The sequence below is a fragment of the Thermodesulfobacteriota bacterium genome (assembly GCA_040756475.1).
Taxonomy (GTDB): Bacteria; Desulfobacterota; Deferrisomatia; order Deferrisomatales; family JACRMM01; genus JBFLZB01.
Genome location: JBFLZB010000027.1, coordinates 15,788 through 33,999, shown reverse-complemented (window position 1 = coordinate 33,999; position 18,212 = coordinate 15,788). Strand labels below are relative to the sequence as shown.

The following is an 18,212-nucleotide window of genomic DNA, read 5'->3' as shown; positions in this document are numbered from 1 at the left end:
GCTATCGGGATCGGGATCGCCACCGAGGTCTCGATGCCGATGCCGATCCCGATACCGGGGGGCAACCCACCCCGGAGTCGCCCGTTGCGCGATGGTCACGGCCTTCGGCGGCGCTCCTGGCGGGTGCCGGCGTGGCCGCAGGCGGTACCCTCCTCTCCGGCACCGACTTCACGGGCCCCACCGCGCTGGTCCGCGAGCCCCTGGAGCCGGGGGAGGCGGAAGCCATCGGCCGCATCCTCCTGCGCTACGCCCACCGCCAAAGCGGCACCGTGGAGGTGCGAGGCGCCGAAGGGCGCCGGGAGCTCCCGGTGTCGGAGCCCTGCTCGGAGGAGGAGCTCCGGCGACTTCGCATCGGCGCGCAGACGTGAGCGCCTCAGACGGCGGCGCGTCCCTCCACGCACTCCCGCGCCAGCCGGCCCAGGGTCTCCACCGCCCCCTCCATGCCTTCGATCCAGTAGCCGGCGTTGAGGCGCAGAAAGTTTCGGTAGCGCTGGGTGGGTGAGAAGATGGGGCCAGGGGCCACGGTGATGCCGGCGGCCAGGGCCTTCTCGTAGAGAACCAGGGCGTCGGTGCCGGGGGGGAGCTCCACCCACAGGGCGAAGGCCCCGGCGGGACGGGTGAGGCGGGTGCCCGGGGGGAAGTGCCGGGCCACTGCATCGGCCATGGATGCCATCCGCCGGGCGTATACCCGGCGGACCCGGCGCAGGTGGCGGTCGTAGCCGCCGTTGGCCAGAAACTCTGCCACCGCGAGCTGGGGCAGGGTGGGGGTGGCGAGGTTGCTCACGGCTTTGAGGTGCTCGATGCGCTTCTGGAACCGGCCGGCGAGGGTCCACCCCACCCGGTAGCCCGGGGCAAGGGTCTTCGAGACCGAGGAGCACAGCACCACCAGGCCCTCGCGGTCGAAGGCCTTGGCCGCCCGGGGCCGTTCGCCCGAGTGGGAGAGCTCCCCGTGGATATCGTCCTCGATGAGGGGGATCCCTCGGCGGGCCAGGAGCGCCACGAGCTCGCACTTGCGCTCGTCGGGCATGAGGGCCCCCAACGGGTTGTTGAAGTTGGGCATGGCCACGCACGCCCGCACCGGGCTGTGGTCCAGGGCGAAACTCAAGGCTTCGATGCTGAGGCCGTCGCGAGGATGGGTGGGGATCTCCAGGACCTTCAGGCCAAGGACCTCGGCGGCTTGGAGGAAGTTATAGTACGTGGGGGATTCCACCGCCACGGTGTCCCCCGGCTCGCACAGTGCCCGCAAGGCCAGCGTAATGGCCTCCTGACACCCGGACGTGATGACGACCTCCTCCGGGCTGACGGCGCACCCGGCCTCCAGGGCGCGGCGGGCCACCTGAACGCGCAGCGCGCGACTCCCGGGGGGCATCTCGTAGGAGACGCTCGCGATCCGGTGGCGCCGGGCCGCGGCGCCCAACGCCCGGTTGAGCTTGTCGATGGGGAGGAGGTCCGGGCTGGGGATCGCGGCCCCGAGTTGGAGGAGATCGGGGTTGCCGGCGTCGCGCAACACCATCATGACGAGCTCGGCCACGCTCACGCCGGTGGGGCGCATGGCGGGGGCCGAGATCTCGGGCTCCGGCGGGCGGCGAAGCGGCCGGCCCCGCACGTAGTAGCCCGACTGGGGCCGGGCCTCCACGATGCCCCGGTCCTCCAGGAGGGCGTAGGCCTCGAGGACCGTGCTCAGGCTCACGCCGAGCTGGCGGCCCAAGCCCCGCACCGACGGGATGCGCTGACCTGGCCGGAAGGTGCCGGCCTCCACGAGGCGCGACACCTTCTCCGCCACCGCCTCGTAGAGGAAGCCCCCGCCTCGGGGAAGGGATTCCAAGGGTTCCATGGACCCGCATTGAACCGCCCCGGCGTCTGTTTCGCAAGGCACAGTTTGTCGCTCGACAGACCGGTACAGTGGGCGCGCGGCCCGTGGTGTTTCTCCCCGCAAGGTGCCCGCCTGCCTCTGCCGCGGGTGCGGCACTCGCCCCATACTTCCCTCGAAGCCAGAAGCCGTTTTCCAGCGAGGGAGGTCTCCATGGGCGATTCAATAGGGGCGGGACGGCGGGAGCTCGCAGCAAACGGCACCCTGGCGGCAAGGGCGGGCCGCCGGGGTCTTCGGGTACGGTGCCGCAGGGGCACCTGCGCGGTGACCCGGGAGGGCGACCGGTCGGACTATGTGCTCCATGCCGGCGCCGTGTTCGAGGTGCGCGCGCCCGGCCTCCTGGTGGTGTGGGCCCTGACCCCGGCAGCCGTCGAGCTGGAAAGGCCCCCGCGGGCCGGGCTACCCACCGCCTTCGCGGCATGGCGCCGCCTCGTTGCCGGGGTCGAAGCGGCGGTGTCGCTCATCAGGGCGCGGGCGGGGTGACGGGCGAGCTCCATCACCGGGCCGCCCCGCGGCAGACTCCTCAGCCGGCCGCGGCCGTCAGTGCCTGGTCCAGATCGGCCAGGAGGTCGGCCTCGTCCTCGAGCCCAACCGAGAGGCGGATGTAGTCCTCGGTCACCCCCGTGGCCTCCTGCTCTTCCCGGGTGAGTTGCTGATGGGTGGTGGAGGCCGGGTGGATCACGAGGCTCTTGGCATCTCCGATGTTGGCCAGGTGGGAAAAGAGCTTGAGGGAGTCGATGAACTTCTTTCCCGCCGCGAGCCCACCCTGGATCCCGAAGCCCACCAGGGCCCCGAACCCGCCTTCCAGGTAGCGGCTCGCCAGGGCGTGGCTCGGGTGACCCTCCAGGCCCGGGTAGTTGACCCAGGCGACCTTGGGATGCGCCGCGAGGAAACGGGCCACGACCAGGGCGTTTTCCGAGTGCTTCTTCTGGCGCAGGGGCAAGGTCTCCAGCCCCTGGAGGAACTGGAAGGCGTTGAAGGGGCTCAGCGCCGGGCCCACGTCGCGCAGCCACTGCACCCGCGCCTTGATGATGAAGGCCACGTTCCCGAGCCCCGGGAAGCTGCCGAATACGTCCCAGAACTTCAGCCCGTGGTAGCTCGGGTCGGGCTCGGTGAACTCGGGGAACTTTCCGCTGCCCCAGTCGAAGCGGCCGGAGTCGACGATCACGCCGCCGATGGAGGTGCCGTGGCCGCCGATGAACTTGGTGGCCGAGGCCACCACCACGTCGGCCCCGTGCTCGATGGGCCGCACCAACCCCACCCCCACCGTGTTGTCCACCACCAGGGGCAGTCCGGCCTCGTGGGCGACGGCAGCCAGGGCTTCGAAGTCGGGGACGTCGAGCTTGGGATTCCCAATGGTCTCGGCGTAGAGCGCCCGGGTGCGGGGGGTGATGGCCCGGCGGAACGCGTCGGGGTTGCCCGAGTCGACGAACACCACCTTCCGGCCGAGCTTGGGGAAGGTGTAGTGAAAGAGCTGGTAGCTGCCGCCGTACAGGTTATTGGCGGCCACGACCTCGTCACCGACCTGGGTGATGTTGAGGAGCGCCAGGGTCTCGGCAGCCTGCCCGCTCGCGACGGCAAGCGCCCCGGTGCCGCCCTCCAGTTGGGCGACCCGCTGCTCGAAGACGTCGGTGGTGGGGTTCATGATGCGGGTGTAGATATTGCCGAACTCCCGCAAGGCGAAGAGGTTGGCCGCGTGGTCCGAGCTCCTGAAAACGTAGGACGTGGTCTGGTAGATCGGCACCGCTCGGGAGCCCGTGGTGGGATCGGGTGCCTGTCCTGCGTGGAGGGCGAGGGTGGCCAGGCCAGGTCGGCGGGTTTCGGCGTGCGTGGGCATGGAATGCCTCCTTCGAGGGGCGGGGGGGAGAGGAATCCGCCCGCGGTGGCGTTTTCTCGAACAGCGCGGTCGAGAATAGAAATACGCACTGGGATTGTCAACTAGAACTTGCATGTACCCATGGAATGGCCGGGGACATTCGCTGCAAAATGGGTGGGTTCTTCTTTCGACGCCGAACGCCGGCGCATGACCGGCGGGGTCGCCGGTGTGACCGCCTCCTGCCGTGTTGGGCGAGCACCTGGGCTCTGCGCCACGCGTCACGGGACGCCGGCAGGGGCGAAATCGACCGTCACCCGCGTTCTGCCGGGAGGACCCGCGCCAGCACCGCCGTGGCTGCCACCGCCAGGAGGATGCGGGGACCCAGGATCCACAGGGCATCGCCCCCGACCACGACGAAGAGCAGGGTGTCTTCGACGACCGCGTGGCAGGTGCACAGGAAAAGGGAGAGGAGGAAGACCTCGCGGGAGCTCATCTGCCCCGAGCGGGACTCTTGGATGAGCACACCGGCGCCGTACACGATGCCGAGCACCAGGCCGGCCAGCAGGGGGACCAGGGCACCCTGCCCGAGTCCGAGCCGCCGAAAGGCGGTTCCGTAGGGGGAGGCGCGCCGGGAGAGCCAGCGGTTGTCGCGCAGGAGCTGGTACCCCACGGTGAGGGGCACAATGATGAGGGCGATCTTCCCCACGGTGAGGAGCACGCGTCCCAGGGAGTCGAGGAGCATCGCCGTCACGGCAGTATCCGGTGCACGACAAGGCCCGCCACGATCGCGAGGAGCATCCGGAGCATCGCGAGCAGGAGCCAGCGTTGGCTCACCTGCCTCATGATGGCCGTCTCCAGGATGAGGCCGTGGGCAAGCCCCAGCATGAGCCCCAGGATCGTCACCTCCCGCCCCCCGAGTCCCAGGGGGGCCAGGGCTCCGATGGCCGCGTACAGGTTGATGAGAGCGCCGGCCACCAGGACCATCGCCGCCTCGCCCGGGAGCCCGAAGAGCGCCATGAGCGGATGCAGGGCGCCGGCCACGGCGTCGAGAACCGGTGTGTGCCGCAGCAGATCGACAGCAAGGTAGACCGGTACCATGACCCGGGCGAGGATCAGCACCGAGGACAGGCCGCGGCGCAGACCCACGCGCACCGAGCCGAGAAGGGCAGGAGTCGCGTCCACGAGTCCTCCTGGAAAGGGGCGCAAAGCATGCCACGGGGGGGCCGCGGGCTCAAGAGGTTGGCCTGGTCGGAAGCCCCGTCGAGGGGGCGGAGGAGCGTGGCCCGGAGAAAAGGCCTACAAGGGAGATTGACAAACTCCTCTATCGAACCTAACATACGAGCGGAACGAAAGTTCCCCCTTTGCCCCGTTCCTATCCTCCTGGGAGCGGGGCCTTTTTTTGCCCGAAGCTGGGGGCTCTGCCGGAAATGGCCATCCGCTGACGAAACAACAGAAGGGCCCCGCGGGGCCCTTCTTCTCGGCGTGTGTGGCGATGCCTAGCCGCAGCCGCCGCCGCAACTGCCGCAGGCGGATTCGTCGCACCCTCCGCGGAGCAGCTCGGCGAGCTCCTCGGCCCGGGGCTCCCGCACGTCGGCGACTTTCACGTCGAAATGCAGTCGCTCCCCGGCGAGGGGGTGGTTGAAGTCGGCGAGCACGTCCTGGGGGCGGACCTCCTTGATGCGGAAGGTGACGGGCCCGTGGGGACCCCGGGCCTCGAACCCCATGCCGGCCTGGAGTTCCATGTCCTTGGGGAAGTTCTCCCTCGGGATCTCCCGCAGGAGGGCGGGGTTGGTCTCTCCGTACCCGTCCCGGGGCTCGACGGTCACCTGGGCGGCCGCCCCGGGCTCGAGCCCCTCGAGCCCCTTCTCCAGACCCGAGATGATCTGCCCCGAACCGAAGAGAAAGCCCATGGGCTCTCCGGGGGACGACTGATCCACGACCTCTCCCGAGTCCAGGGAGAGGGAATACTCGATCGTAACGTAGCGGCGGTTCTCCACCTTCATGTCGGCTCCTTGAGCAAAGACCCCGGCCGGCTCCCGCACCGCGCGGGGAGCCTCCGGGGTTGACCAGGGGCAGGCTAGCGTCGGGCCGCGAAAAAGTCAACCTCGGCGGCCGGATTTCCATGCTCGGACTGGCTCTCGGCAGGAGCGCGGGGGGCCGGGGGAACCCAGGGCGCCGAGGAGAAGCCCACAGGGCGATCACGTTCCCCAGCCGCTGGCTCGCTCGGCTGCCCAGCCGCCCGGCCGTTGTCGGACCGGGCTACCTCTGCTACAGTCCATCGCCCTGCCCGCCGCACACAGAGGAGAGGTGCCATGCCCGTCGCACGTAGGGTTCGAGAAGCCATGGAGCGGTCGTCCTGGATTCGACGGATGTTCGAAGAGGGCGCGCGCCTCAAAGCGGAGTTTGGGCAGGAGAATGTCTTCGACTTCAGCCTGGGAAATCCCAACCTGGAACCCCCGGAGGCGTTTCGACGGGTGCTGCGCGAGCTGGCCGCCGAGGAGCGGCCCGGCTCCCACGGTTACATGCCCAACGCGGGCTACCCCGAGGTGCGCGAAGCGGTGGGGGCCCAGGTCTCCCGGGAGCAGGGGGTCCCGGTGCAGGGCCGGCACGTGGTGATGACGGTGGGAGCGGGAGGGGCGCTCAACGCCGTGTTCCGGGCCATCCTGGAGCCCGGCGACGAGATCCTCGTGTCGCGGCCGTACTTCGTGGAGTACGGGTTCTACGCCGAAAACCACGGCGGGGTCTTGCAAGTGGTGCCCACCACCGAGGACTTCGACTTGCGCATCGACGCGCTGGAGGCCGCGTTCTCGCCCCGGACCCGGGCCGTGCTCCTCAACTCCCCCAACAACCCCACGGGAAAGGTCTACTCCCGGGAGAACCTCCGGCAGCTCGGCGATCTCATTGCCCGCAAGTCCGCCCAGTGGGGACGGGTCATCTACCTGATCTCCGACGAGCCGTACCGCAAGATCGTGTACGACGGGGTGGAGGTGCCGGGGGTGTTCCCGCTCTTCCCCAACTGCGTCGTGTGCACCTCCTACTCCAAGGACTTGAGCCTTGCCGGGGAGCGGATCGGGTATGCCGCCGTCAACCCGGCGGCGGCCGAGGCCGACGCCCTGGTGGGGGCCATCACCCTGACCAACCGCATCCTGGGCTTCGTCAACGCGCCGGCCCTCATGCAGCGGGCGGTGGCGCGGCTCCAGGGGGTGACGGTGGACCTGGGACCCTACCGGAGCAACCGCGACCGGCTCTACCAGGGGCTGCGAGAGGCCGGCTACGCCTGTCACTGCCCCGAGGGCGCCTTCTACCTCTTCCCCAAGAGCCCCATCCCCGACGACGTCGCGTTCGTGCGGGAGCTCCAGCAGGAGAACATCCTCGCCGTGCCCGGCACGGGGTTCGGGGGCCCGGGGCACTTTCGCCTTGCCTACTGCTGCTCTCCCGAGACCGTCACGCGCGGCCTCCCTGGCTTCCAGCGAGCGATCGCCCGGGTGCTCTCGAGATAGGCTGTAGATGTCGAATTCAATAAACACAGACCCGGCACCATTGGGCCCAGGGGCGGCGCCCTGGGGTGTCGCCTGCCCGGCGGAGCGCGCCCCGTGCTCCTCCTAGACGGGCACAACCTCATCGGACGCACCCCCGGCCTCTCCCTGGACCGGGAGGACGAGGCCCGCGAGTTCCTCCTGCGGCGCATCGGCGCCGCACGGGGAAGCGGACGTCGGCAGGTGGTGGTGGTCTTCGACGGCAATCGCCCGGGCAGCGCCAAGGAAGGCGCCTTCGGGGGTCTGCGGGTCGTCTACAGCCCCGAGGGGCGCAGCGCCGACGAGGAGATCCTGCGCCGGGTGGCTCGGGGCCACCGGGGCCAGGCGACGGTGGTCACTTCCGACCGGCAACTTGCGCAGCGGGCGCTGGACCTGGGTGCCGGGGTGGAGAGCTGCGAGTCGTTTCTGAGCCGGCTCGAGCGCGACGCCGCCGTCCGCCGGGAGAGCGCACCGTCTGCGGCTGCCTGCCTGGCCCCGAGCGAGGTGGAGGCCTGGCTCCAGGTGTTCCGAGACAAGCACAAAATGTAGTGCCCGCCGAGGGGCTGTCTACTACCTGTTGTGTCTTTCCCCTTTACTCCCGACCCCGTCCTGCGGTACCCTGCGCGCGACCCTCTCCCTGCCCCACCGCGCAGGCCCGGATGAAGCTCAAAAAGCTCTCCCTCTTCGGTTTCAAGTCCTTCCCCGAGCCCACCGAGCTCGTCTTCCACGACGGCATCACCTCCATCGTCGGACCCAACGGGTGCGGCAAGTCCAACCTCATCGACGCCATCCGGTGGGTGATGGGGGAGACCAGCGCGAAGGGGCTGCGGGGCGACTCCATGGAGGACGTGATCTTCTCCGGGAGCGAGTCGCGAAAGCCCTTGAACCTGTGCGAAGTCACCCTGACCCTGACCGAGGCCGAAGGGCATCTGCCCGAGAGGTACGGCTCGTTCCACGAGGTCGCGGTGACGCGGCGCCTCCACCGCTCGGGGGAGAGCGAGTACCTGATCAACAAGGTCCCCTGCCGGCTCAAAGACGTCACCGAGCTCTTCATGGACACCGGGGTGGGCCGCCGGGCCTACTCCGTGGTGGAGCAGGGGCGCATCGACGCCCTCTTGGCGGCCAAGCCCAAGGAGCGGCGCGTCCTCATCGAGGAGGCCGCGGGCATTACCAAGTACCGCAGCCGCAAGGAAGAGACGGTGCGCAAGATGGAGCACACCGCCCAGAACCTGGAGCGGCTGGGCGACGTCATCGCCGAGGTGCGCCGGGAGATGAACGGCCTCAAGCGCCAGGCGGCCCGGGCGGAGGCCTTCAAACGGCTGCGCGCCGAAAAGCGGGGCCTGGAGCGCGACGTGCTGGTGGGGGCGTGGCTGGACCTGCAAGGGCGCGCGGCCCAGGCGCGCCGGAGCTTGGAGGAGCTGGAGGGCGCCCTGGCGCAGGCACAGGCGGGCTCCGGGCGCCTGGAGGCCCGCCTGGAGAAGGGACGCTTGCAGCTCCTGGACGAGGAGCGGGCCCTCGAGAGCCGTCAACAGGGGGTCTACCACCTGCGAAACCAGATCTCCCAGAGGGAGGAGCGGGCCGAGTTCCTCCGGCGCGAGGCCGAGGGGCTGGCGGCTCGGGCGGACGCGGCCCGCACCGAGGCCGCCGATCTGGAAGCCCGCCGGGCCTCCCTGGAGGGAGAGGTTCGTTCCGTTGAGGAGGAGCTCGCCAGGGTCGGGGAGCGGATCGCGAGTCGAGAGGGAGCGCTCGAGGCGCTGCGCGGGGAGCACGGGACGGCGGCGAAGGCCCAGGCCGAGGCCGAGAAGGCCCTGGAAGCCGAGAAGGGCAGAGAGCTCTCGTGCCTGGGAGACCTCAGCCGGGTGGGACATGGCCTGGAGCACGCCCGGCGCCAGCGCGACGAAGCCGTGCGCCGCCTGGAGGGAATGGGCCGCCAGGGGGTGGAGGTCGCCACCCGGCTTCGGGAGCTGGCCGAGGACCTGGAGCTTCGGGACGCCGAGCTCGAAGCGGCGGAACAGGGGCGGGAAGAGGCCCGAGCGGATCGCGTCCGCTGGGAGGAGGAGCTCAAGGGCGTCCGGGGAAGGCGCCAGGCGCTGGGCCGGGAGGTGGAAGAGGCCCGCAAGGCCCTTCACACCGGCCAATCCCGCCTCAAGGGGCTCGAGCAGCTCAAGGACAGCCTGGAGTGGTACGGTGCCGGAGTAAAGGCTGTGCTCGCCGACGCCCGGGCCGGGGGGAAGAACGGGGTGCGCGGGGTGGTGGCCGATACCATCTCGGCTCCCCCCGAGTACGAAGCGGCCCTGGAGGCCGCCCTGGGGGAGCGCCTCCAGTATGTCGTCGTGGAGAGCCCGGAGCGCGGCCTGGAGGGGGTGCGGCACCTCAAGCACAGGCGGGCCGGCCGCTCGAGCTTCGCGCCCGTAAACCTGCGCGAGGGCCCTGCCGCCGCCTTCCCGACCGTGGCGGAGGGGTGGGCGCGGGGCCCCCTGCTGGACCTGGTGACGGTGGCTCCCTCCTACGAGGGGCTGGCGCGGTGCCTCCTGGGCGACGTCTACGTGGTGGAGACCCTGGACCACGCCCTGGGGCTGTGGGCGGCCAACGGGATGCGGGCCACCCTGGTCACCCTGGAGGGGGAGACCGTGAGCCCCGAGGGGGTGATCTCCGGGGGGACGGCCGGAACCCAGGTGCCGGGCCTGCTTCGGCGCAACCGGGAGATCCGGGAGCTGCGCCAGGAGGTGCAGGCTCGGGAAGCGGAGCTCGCCCGGCGTGAAGGAGAGCTCGGGGCGCTGGACGCCCGCGCCGAGGCGGCGGCCGCGAGTCTGGAGGCCATCCGGGAAGAGGTCCACCGGCGCGAGCTCCAGGTGGTGCACGCCGCCAAGGACCTGGCCCAGCTGCGGGAGCGGCGCGATCGGCTCGAGGAGCGCCGGGAGGCCCTGGAGTTCGAGCGGGAGGATCTCTCGAGTGGGGTGGCGCGCCTGGTGACCGAGGCCGCCGCCCTGGAAGCCGAGCGGGTGCGCCTGCTGGGTGTCCAGGACGAGGCCGCGAGCCGTCGGGTCTCGCGGGAGCGCGAGGTGGGGCGGGGGCGGGAGCGGGTCGCTGCCCTCCACGAAGGCCTGACCCGGCTCCAGGTGGAGGAGGCGTCGGACCGGGAGCGGCGCCAGGGGCTGGGGGAGCGGATCCGGACCCTTCGCACCTCCCTGGAGAACGTCGTGCGCCGCGTGGAGAAGCTCGGCCAGGAGGGCCAGGAGTGCACTGGCCTCCAGGAGGAGCGGGGAGCGGAGCTCCTGCGCGTTGCCCGGGAGATCGAGGTCCTGCGCGGGGAGTTGGGGCGGCAGGAGTCGGGCGTCTCGGAGCTGGCCCGCCGCCTCGACGCCCGCCGGGGCGAGCTCACGGGGGAGGAGCGGGCCGCGGCCCAGGCCCGGCGCGAGGTGGACGCCCTCCACAAGCGCGCAAACGAAGCCCAGCTCGGCCTACGCGACCTGGAGCTGCGAGGCGAGACGCTCGCCGAGCGCTTTCGGGAGCGCCTGGGGGGCGACCTGGAGGACGAGGCCTCCCGGGGGGTGTCGGAGGGCTTCGACCCGGGGGCGGCCGAAGCGCGCATCCGGGCCCTGGGGGCCGAGCTCGACGGCTTCGGAGAGATCAACTTGCTGGCCATCGAGGAGCACGAGGAGAAGAAGAGCCGGTTCGAGTTCCTGGAGGCCCAGCGCCGCGACCTGGAGCAGAGCCTGGCGTCCCTGCGGGAGGCAATCCAGCGCATCAACCGGGTTTCGCGGGAGCGCTTCGCCGAGACCTTCGAGAAGGTGAGCGACACCTTCCGGGAGCTCTACCCCCAGCTCTTCCGAGGCGGGGAGGCGCGGCTGGTGCTCACCGAGCCCGAAGACCTCCTGGAGACCGGCATCGACATCGTGGCGCGCCCCCCGGGCAAGCGCCCGCAGCACATCGGGCTGCTCTCGGGCGGAGAGAAGGCCCTCACCGCGGTGGCCCTGATCTTCTCCATCTTTCTCGTGAAGCCGAGCCCGTTTTGCATCCTCGACGAGGTCGACGCACCCCTGGACGAGGCCAACATCGGCCGGTTCTGCGACCTGCTCCGCACCCTCTCGGGCGCCTCCCAGTTCCTCCTCATCACCCACAACAAGTCCACCATGGAGGCGGCCGACCACCTCTTCGGGGTCACCACCGACGAGCCGGGGGTGAGCCGGGCGGTCTCCGTGCGGCTCGCCGAGCACTACCCCGCCCAGGCGGCGTGAGGGTCTGCAAGAGGACCCTCGCGAGCACGCCGAAAGCAAAGGCCCCAGCGTGCGAGCCGAGGAGCCAGCCCCAAGATCCAGATCGGAATCGGGATCGAAATCGCTATCGAAGTCGGGATCGAAATCGATCCGGCTCCCGACGGCGCTTTCGATGAATGCCCTCCTGCGGTCTCAAGCCCGTTCTTCCGCCAGCAGGGCCTCGAGGATGGACGCCAGGGCGTCCATCCGGTAGGGCTTGGGTACCGCGGCGCGGAATCCGTAGGCTCGGTGGTCGGCCATGACCGGATCGTGGGAGTAGCCGGTCGAGGCGACGGCCCGCACTCCGGGGTCGAGCTCCCGCAGCCGCTCCACGGTCTGCGTCCCCCCCATTCCCCCCGGAACCGTGAGGTCCAGGATGACGGCGTCGAAGGGGTCGCCCTCGGCCAGGGCTTCCCGGTACTTGTCCAGCGCCTGGGCTCCGCCTGGGGCGGTCTCCACCCGGTAGCCCAGGAACTCCAGCATGTCCCCGGCCGCCAGGCGGATCATCTCCTCGTCGTCCATCAGGAGCACCCGCCCCCCGCCCCTGGTAAAGACCTCCGCGCACGGGGGGGCGGGGCTCGCGGTGCGCCCGGTGGCGGGTAGGTGCACATGAAAGACCGTGCCGAAGCCCGGCTGGGATTCAAAGCTCAGGTGGCCCCCGTGGCGCTGCACGATGGAGTAGGCGGTGGTGAGCCCCAGCCCGCTGCCCCCCGGCTTGGTGGTGAAGTAGGGATCGAACACCCGGCCTGCATCCTCGGGGCGGATGCCCATCCCCTGGTCGGCCACGGAGACCCGCACGTAGGGCCCGGGCGGGAGGAGAAACGCATTTCCGGCGGGGAGCTCCTCGTTGATGGCTTCCACGCGGATGTGCCCGCCCGCGGGCATGCTCTGGTCTGCGTTGAGCACCAGGTTCTGGAGCACCTGGCCGATCTGGGCGGCGTCGACCTCGGCCGACCACAGACCGGGTTCCAGATCGAGGAGGCTTCCCGTGCGGGAACCCGAGAGGGCGAAGCGCGCAGACTCCGCGATGATCTCTCCCACGGACGTCTCCTTGCGCACGGGGGCTCCGCCGCGGGAAAAGGTCAGGAGCTGGCGGGCGAGGTCCTGGGCCCGGGCGACGGCCTTTTCTGCCTCCTGGAGATTGGCGGCGACGGCGCCGTCGGGGCCGCTTCGTAGCCGGGCGAGGCTCACGTTGCCCAGGATGGCGGTGAGCAGGTTGTTGAAGTCGTGGGCGATGCCCCCGGCGAGGAGCCCCAGGGACTCGAGCTGCTCGGCCCGGGCGACCTCGGCTTCCATCCGCCGCCGCTCGGTGATGTCGCGGAAGATGGCCCGGGTGGCCACCGGGCGGCCGTCCTGGAATCGGCAGTTGGCCGTGCCCTCCAGGAGCACCTGCCGGCCCTCCTTCGTGGTGAAGACCACCTCGATGCGGCCCACTTCCTCGCCGGAGATCACCGCGCGGAAGAGCCTTTCGCAGTGCTCGCGGCAATCCGGGGCAATGACGTCGAAGACGGTGAGGGACGCCAGGTCCTCGCGGGCGTAGCCCAGGGTGCGCAGCCACGCGCGGTTCGCATAGAGAAAGGACCCGTCGGGGGCCACGCTCTGGATTAGGTCGTTGGCGTTCTCGAAGAGGTCCCGGTACCTCTCCTCGCTCTCGGCGAGCGCCTCCACGGCCGCCTGGCGCTCGGTGATGTCGAGGTAGGTGAGCACCACGCGGCTGAGGCCTCCGTTCGCGTCGAAGAGAGGGGTGCTGCAGACGTCGTAGCGGCGGTCGCCGTGGGCCCAGCCCGTGCGCCGGAACGGTTGGCGAAGCGCCAGGCTCTGCTCGAAGGTGCACGGCCCCAGGGGGCGGTCCTGCCCGCAAACCGCTTCGAAGCAGGGACGGCCGGCGGCCGCCTCGTTCCCCCCGAGAACCGTTGCCAGGGCTTGACGGTTGAAGGAGACGACGCGCATGGACGGATCGAGCACCACGATGCCGACCCCCGCGCTGTCGAAGACCGTCTCGATCTCCGTGTGGGCGGCCTGGAGCTCCCGGTGGGTGCCGTGCATGTGCTCGAGGACCTGACCGAAGGCGCCGGCCAGGATCCCGATGGGGTCGAGCTCCAGCAGGGTGTCGTCGTCGAGCTCTTCGGGGCGCAGGGGCACGGTGCCCATGACCCCGAGGAGTTGGTCGGTCTTCTCCCGCACGTAACGGAAGGCGCGCGCCCGCTCGGCCCGCAGGGCCGCGTTCTCGGCACGCAGGCGGACGAGCTCCTGGGCCGCGCCGTGCGGGCCGGAAGGATCCGTTGCCGCCCACGGACCGGCAAGGGTGGAGCTCACGGCCCTCCCCCTACGGGGCGGCCTGCTTCCGCCCACACGGAGATGGCGTAGGTTCCCTGCTCCGCCGTTACGCGGACGCAGTAGCCCATGTTGCCGGCGGCCTCCGGGATGGTTTCCGTGGCGTCCCTGGCGTCGGTGAGGATCGTCACCCGCAGCTCCCCCTCCCGAAGGCGCTCCCGGTGGGCGTTGAGGGCGCGAAGCGCCGTGAGCAGGGCGGAGGGGCAGATCTGGCCCCGGATGTCGAGCGTCAGGGTGTTCACGGCGCGTCTGCCTCGACGCAGGCGGCCAGCGTGCCCGCAGGCCCCGCCGGGACCACGGCCGTCTCGAGAAGCCGGGCCCCGAGCCAGGCGCCCGGGATCATCCCCGCCACGAAGAGCAAGCTCTGGAGGGCGAATACCGGCAACCCCCCGAGCAGGTACCACACGTTGCACCCGCCGGAGAACCGCGAACCCAGAGCCAGGAGCACGCCGCCGGCCAGGGCCGAGGCGTACTGGCGGGCCGGAGCCCGAAGGGCGGGCCGGAACTCCCCCACCAGGGCGGCCGAGGCGAACCCTCCCAGGACGATCCCGAGGATCGTCATGCCCTGCACCGCCGCAATTGCGTCCCACCCGGGTCCGGGGCCCCCGACCAGACGAAGGCCCAGGCCCTCGAGGGAGGCGTCGAGCGGGGTGGTCGCGTAGTAGGCCACCCCCGCCGCGTATTCCGGGACGACCCAGTGGGTGAGGGTGGCCGCGATCTTCGCGTAACAGGTGGTGATCCCCAGGGGCATGCCGGCCAGGAGATAGGAGGCGAGGCTCACCACGGCCAGCGCCAGCGCCGCCTTCGGGGGGGCAAGGTACCCTCGCGCCGGCGAGGGGCCGGTCCACAGGCCCCACCCGCGCCCGTGCCGAAAGAGGGCGACGCCTGCGGCGGCAGCCGGGACCACGAGCCACGCGGGGGCGACCCCCAGGGCCTGGGGCACCGTCAGCACGTCGGGCCAGGAAGCCGCGCCTGCGGCCAGTGCCCGCCACCAGGGGTGGATCTCGGCGTAGAGGCCGCTGCCCAACACGAGCCCCGCAAGAGCGGTCCCCGCGAGCGCGCTGCCGGCCCCGAGCTTGTACAGGGTCCCCACCACGCATCCGCCCGCCAGCACCATGCCCACGCCGAAGAGCAGGCCGCCCAAGGGGGTGAGGACGTTGGGGGGACCCAGGAGGAGGAACGGAAACCGGGGCAGGATCCCCGCGATCCGGGCCCCCTCGAAGAGCACCATGTTCAGGGCGATCAGAAGGGCCAGGCTCGGGAGCAGCCGGGTACTCCGGAAGAGAAACCAGTCCCGGAACGCCCCCGCCAGGCAGAAGCCCGACCGGTGCATCGCGAACCCCGCCACGAGTCCCAGGGCGAGGAAGCCCAGCGAGAGAAGTCCCAAGACGACCTTCCACCCTTGGCGAGACGACGCCGCCGCGCCCCGACCGTCATCCCCCGACGCCATACCGTGCGAACTATAGATCGGTTCGAGGTGCGAGGACCATGAGGCCGACAGCCAGGTTTCGCCGCCTCGGCACCCGGGGTGGGGCAGGAATCCGCGGCCCATCGGGGTGGTGGATGGGGGTGTTGCGGGGACTCGAGCCGGAGTCCCCCCCTCAGTGGTCGCCGCCCACCTCCTTCGCCGCAGATCCCCTGGGCACGAAGGTGCGCCGTTCCAGGGCGTACTTCCTCATCTTGCGCTCCACCGTGCGCCGCGAGAGACCCGAGGCCCGGGCGACCTTCTGGATCTGGCCCCCGAACCGCTTGAGCTGGGCCTCCAGGTACTGCTGCTCGAAGCCCTCCACCACCTGCGCCAGCGCCTCGTCGAAGGGCACGTCCAGGGCACCCCGATCCGCTTCCTCGGCTTCCTCGAAGGCCTCCACACCCATGGCTTCCCGCAGGTGCGCGGGGTGGAGGACCTTCCCGGAGCCGATGACCACGGCGCTCTCCACGATGTTCTCCAGCTCGCGCACGTTTCCCGGGTAGTCGTGGCGCTGGAGGATGAGTGCGGCGCCGGGATCGATGTCCTCGAACCCCTTGCCGTAACGCTTGGCGTACTCCTGGAGGAACGCGTGGGCCAGCAGCAGGATGTCTTCCCTGCGGTCCCGCAGGGGAGGGATCTGGAGGTGCACCACGTGCAGCCGGTAGTACAGGTCGCGGCGAAACGTGCCGCGCCGCACCTCGTCGCGCAGGTGCTTGTTCGTGGCGGCGACGATGCGCACGTCGACGCTGCGGGTGCGGGTCTCCCCCACGGGAGTGATCTGCCCCTCCTGGAGCACCCGCAGGAGGCGCACCTGGAGCCGGGGCTCCATCTCTCCCACTTCGTCCAGGAGCAGCGTACCCCCGGAGGCGGACTCGAAGTAGCCCTTGCGCTCCCGATGGGCACCGGTGAACGCCCCCCGGGCGTGGCCGAAGAGCTCGCTCTCCAGGAGCTCGCCGGGAATCGCCCCGCAGTTGATGGCCAGGAAGGGGCCCCCCGCCCGGGGCGACTCGGCGTGGATGGCTCGGGCGAAGAGCTCCTTGCCGGTGCCCGACTCGCCCTCCAGGAGCACCGTGGCGTCGGTGCGCGCCGCGCGGCGCAGTTTGTCGTAGAGTTGCTGCATGGCGGGGCTGCGGCCCAGGATCTTGCCGTGCAGGTGGGCCTGGGCCCGCTCCCGGCGAAGCGTGCGCACCTCGTCGCGCAGACCCTTGATCTCCAGGGCCCGGGTGACGGTGTGGAGCAGCTCCTCCGTGAGCAGGGGCTTTCGCAGGTAGTCGAAGGCCCCGAGCTTCATGACCTCGATGGCGGAGTCCACCGAGGCGTGGGCGGTCACCACGATCACCTCGGTGTCGGGCCGCTCCTCCTTGATCCGGCGCACCAGGTGCTCACCCCCCTTGCCCCCCATCACCAGGTCGGTGATCACCAGGTCGACGGTCGCCGAGGCCAGGTGCTCCGCGGCTTCTTCGGTCGACCGGGCGCAGGCCACGGTGTGGCCCTGCCCGGAGAGGACCCGGCGCAGGAGGTCGGTCATGCCCGGCTCGTCGTCGACCACCAGGATGTGGGTCTCGCGGGTCATGGGCCTCGGGGTTCCCTGTTCGGGGTTGGAGGTTCCGGGCTCGAGCTTCCGGGGGACGGGGCGCCACCCGGGCAGGGCCCTCGAACCCTCACGAGGAGGCCTCTGCGTGGGGCTCGTGCCACCAGGCCTCCAGTTGATAGGGCACCGGAGTGCCGTCGAGGCGCACCCGGGCCCCGGCGTTGTCCACGGGAACGACCAGGGTGCACCCTGGTGCATCGGGCCCATGGCGCGCCTGCCACCGCTCCCAGACCCGGGGGCGGGTGCTCAGGGCGAAGACGGCCGGCCCCACCGAGCTCATGCCCACGATCTCGGCGCCTTCGTCCCGGAGGGCCCCCATGGTCTCGTAGATCTCGCGGCCGCCCTCCCCGTGGAGGCAGCACTCGGCGTGCTTGGATCCCAGCTGCGCCAGGTCCCAGAGCACGTCGCCCAGGGTGCTCGTGTCGCCCTGGATCATGGCCGGGAGCAGGTCCATGAGTACCCGGTAGGCCTTGTGGGCGGCGTCGCGCCGGTCGAGCGCCCGGGCTCGGGTGAGCAGCGCCTGGGCTTCCTCTTCGCCCGAGGAGACCTTGGGGCCGAGCTGGGGCACGAGGAGCAGGGCCTTCATGGAGCCGGGCAGCGCCGTGCGGTAGACGAGCTCACAGCGGTCGGAGGCGACCACCATGCCCCCGTGCAGGGCGGCCATGGCCCCCACGTTGGTCTCGAAGCCGCGGACCAGGACGTCGGTCTCTCCGGGCGCCTCTTCGCAGTAATTGTGGGCCACGAGCTTTCGCAGGTCCCGCAGGGCCAGGGGGCGACCCAGCATCTCGTTGCAGGCCACCGCCCCCGCGGCCAGGCTGCCCACGGACGAGCCCAGGCCCAGGTGGCGGTGGCCGTGATCGGTCACGTCCAGGTCCAGGCCTCCCCGAAAACCCGTGAGCTCCTGGAAGAGCGCGCACAGGTGTTGCGCGATGGCGGGGCGCGTTCCCCCCGCCGCTCCCCGGGGCCCGGCCCGCAGGACGGCGCGCGCCCGGGAGTGGAGGGCTACCGCGAACCCGATGCCGCCGCCGCCCGGCCGGCCGATGCCGAAGCGGTTCATGTCCGTCACCGAGGCGTGAAGCCGGGCGGGGACCTCCACCTCGCAGACGGTACCCTCGGCGCAGGCCTCCCAAGGCCGAACCCGGCCTCCCCACGCGGGAGGGAAGACGAATCGGGCGGAGTCGCCCGGGGGAAAGGGTGCGAGCTTGGAGTCCGGCACTCGCGTCATGCCACCTGCCTCCTGCGCCGGGGCGGCACGACCCTCTGGGACGCCCCGACGGAGAGTCGGAGCCCCTGGACCTCGGGCGCCGCCTGTCCTAGAGTCTCGATCCTGCGGCCCAGCACGGCGGGCGGGGTCGCCGAGAG

The 18,212-nt window shown here is 71.0% G+C and carries 15 protein-coding genes; 5 read left to right on the top strand and 10 right to left on the bottom strand.

Annotated elements, in window-relative coordinates; genetic code table 11:
* Positions 1-368, top strand: a 368-nt coding sequence (locus AB1578_06070) for a hypothetical protein (protein MEW6487464.1), incomplete at its 5' end; no start/stop codon positions are given.
* Positions 369-373: 5 nt separating this feature from the next.
* Here the strand turns inward: AB1578_06070 and AB1578_06065 are convergent.
* Positions 374-1,834 (bottom strand): PLP-dependent aminotransferase family protein, encoded by a 1,461-nt coding sequence (locus AB1578_06065; GenBank protein ID MEW6487463.1) that lies wholly within the window; start codon positions 1,832-1,834, stop codon positions 374-376.
* Positions 1,835-2,023: 189 nt separating this feature from the next.
* On the opposite strand from AB1578_06065, the gene AB1578_06060 reads away from it, so the two are divergent.
* Positions 2,024-2,353 (top strand): DUF2917 domain-containing protein, encoded by a 330-nt coding sequence (locus AB1578_06060; protein MEW6487462.1) that lies wholly within the window; start codon positions 2,024-2,026, stop codon positions 2,351-2,353.
* A gap of 40 nt (positions 2,354-2,393) precedes the next feature.
* Here AB1578_06060 and AB1578_06055 read toward each other — a convergent pair whose 3' ends face one another.
* The 4 genes from AB1578_06055 to AB1578_06040 all read right to left on the bottom strand — a co-directional run bounded on the left by AB1578_06055 (position 2,394) and on the right by AB1578_06040 (position 5,689).
* Entirely contained in the window at positions 2,394-3,707 is a 1,314-nt protein-coding gene (locus tag AB1578_06055) for an O-acetylhomoserine aminocarboxypropyltransferase/cysteine synthase family protein (protein MEW6487461.1), read from the bottom strand.
* A 289-nt stretch (positions 3,708-3,996) separates the two neighbouring features.
* On the bottom strand, positions 3,997-4,437 hold the full coding sequence (locus tag AB1578_06050) for a nucleoside recognition protein (GenBank protein MEW6487460.1): 441 nt from the start codon (positions 4,435-4,437) through the stop codon (positions 3,997-3,999).
* Positions 4,434-4,868 carry a nucleoside recognition domain-containing protein gene (locus AB1578_06045; GenBank protein ID MEW6487459.1) on the bottom strand — a complete coding sequence of 145 codons (435 nt, stop codon included), beginning with the start codon at positions 4,866-4,868 and terminating at the stop codon, positions 4,434-4,436. The genes AB1578_06050 and AB1578_06045 overlap by 4 nt, the downstream gene beginning before the upstream one ends.
* Positions 4,869-5,182: 314 nt before the next feature.
* Positions 5,183-5,689, bottom strand: coding sequence for a peptidylprolyl isomerase (locus tag AB1578_06040; protein ID MEW6487458.1), 507 nt, complete (start codon positions 5,687-5,689; stop codon positions 5,183-5,185).
* Between the two features lie 309 nt (positions 5,690-5,998).
* On the opposite strand from AB1578_06040, the gene AB1578_06035 reads away from it, so the two are divergent.
* The 3 genes from AB1578_06035 to smc all read left to right on the top strand — a co-directional run bounded on the left by AB1578_06035 (position 5,999) and on the right by smc (position 11,439).
* Positions 5,999-7,186: a pyridoxal phosphate-dependent aminotransferase gene (locus AB1578_06035; protein MEW6487457.1), complete on the top strand. Its 1,188-nt coding sequence runs from the start codon at positions 5,999-6,001 to the stop codon at positions 7,184-7,186.
* 93 nt (positions 7,187-7,279) lie between these two features.
* The gene (locus AB1578_06030) at positions 7,280-7,750 is read left to right on the top strand and encodes an NYN domain-containing protein (protein MEW6487456.1); all 471 of its coding nucleotides are present in this window, start codon (positions 7,280-7,282) and stop codon (positions 7,748-7,750) included.
* A gap of 110 nt (positions 7,751-7,860) precedes the next feature.
* A complete protein-coding gene (gene smc, locus AB1578_06025) occupies positions 7,861-11,439 on the top strand; it encodes a chromosome segregation protein SMC (GenBank protein MEW6487455.1) in 3,579 nt (1,192 codons plus the stop codon).
* Positions 11,440-11,610: 171 nt separating this feature from the next.
* Here smc and AB1578_06020 read toward each other — a convergent pair whose 3' ends face one another.
* From AB1578_06020 to AB1578_06000, 5 genes are all read right to left on the bottom strand, one after another.
* The gene (locus AB1578_06020) at positions 11,611-13,773 is read right to left on the bottom strand and encodes a PAS domain S-box protein (GenBank protein MEW6487454.1); all 2,163 of its coding nucleotides are present in this window, start codon (positions 13,771-13,773) and stop codon (positions 11,611-11,613) included.
* Positions 13,770-14,033, bottom strand: coding sequence for a sulfurtransferase TusA family protein (locus AB1578_06015; GenBank protein ID MEW6487453.1), 264 nt, complete (start codon positions 14,031-14,033; stop codon positions 13,770-13,772). Before AB1578_06015 ends, AB1578_06020 begins: the two co-directional genes overlap by 4 nt.
* On the bottom strand, positions 14,030-15,178 hold the full coding sequence (locus tag AB1578_06010; protein ID MEW6487452.1) for a YeeE/YedE family protein: 1,149 nt from the start codon (positions 15,176-15,178) through the stop codon (positions 14,030-14,032). The genes AB1578_06015 and AB1578_06010 overlap by 4 nt, the downstream gene beginning before the upstream one ends.
* A gap of 214 nt (positions 15,179-15,392) precedes the next feature.
* The gene (locus AB1578_06005; GenBank protein MEW6487451.1) at positions 15,393-16,832 is read right to left on the bottom strand and encodes a sigma-54 dependent transcriptional regulator; all 1,440 of its coding nucleotides are present in this window, start codon (positions 16,830-16,832) and stop codon (positions 15,393-15,395) included.
* A gap of 88 nt (positions 16,833-16,920) precedes the next feature.
* Entirely contained in the window at positions 16,921-18,075 is a 1,155-nt protein-coding gene (locus AB1578_06000; protein ID MEW6487450.1) for a sugar kinase, read from the bottom strand.
* Positions 18,076-18,212 lie beyond the last annotated feature (137 nt).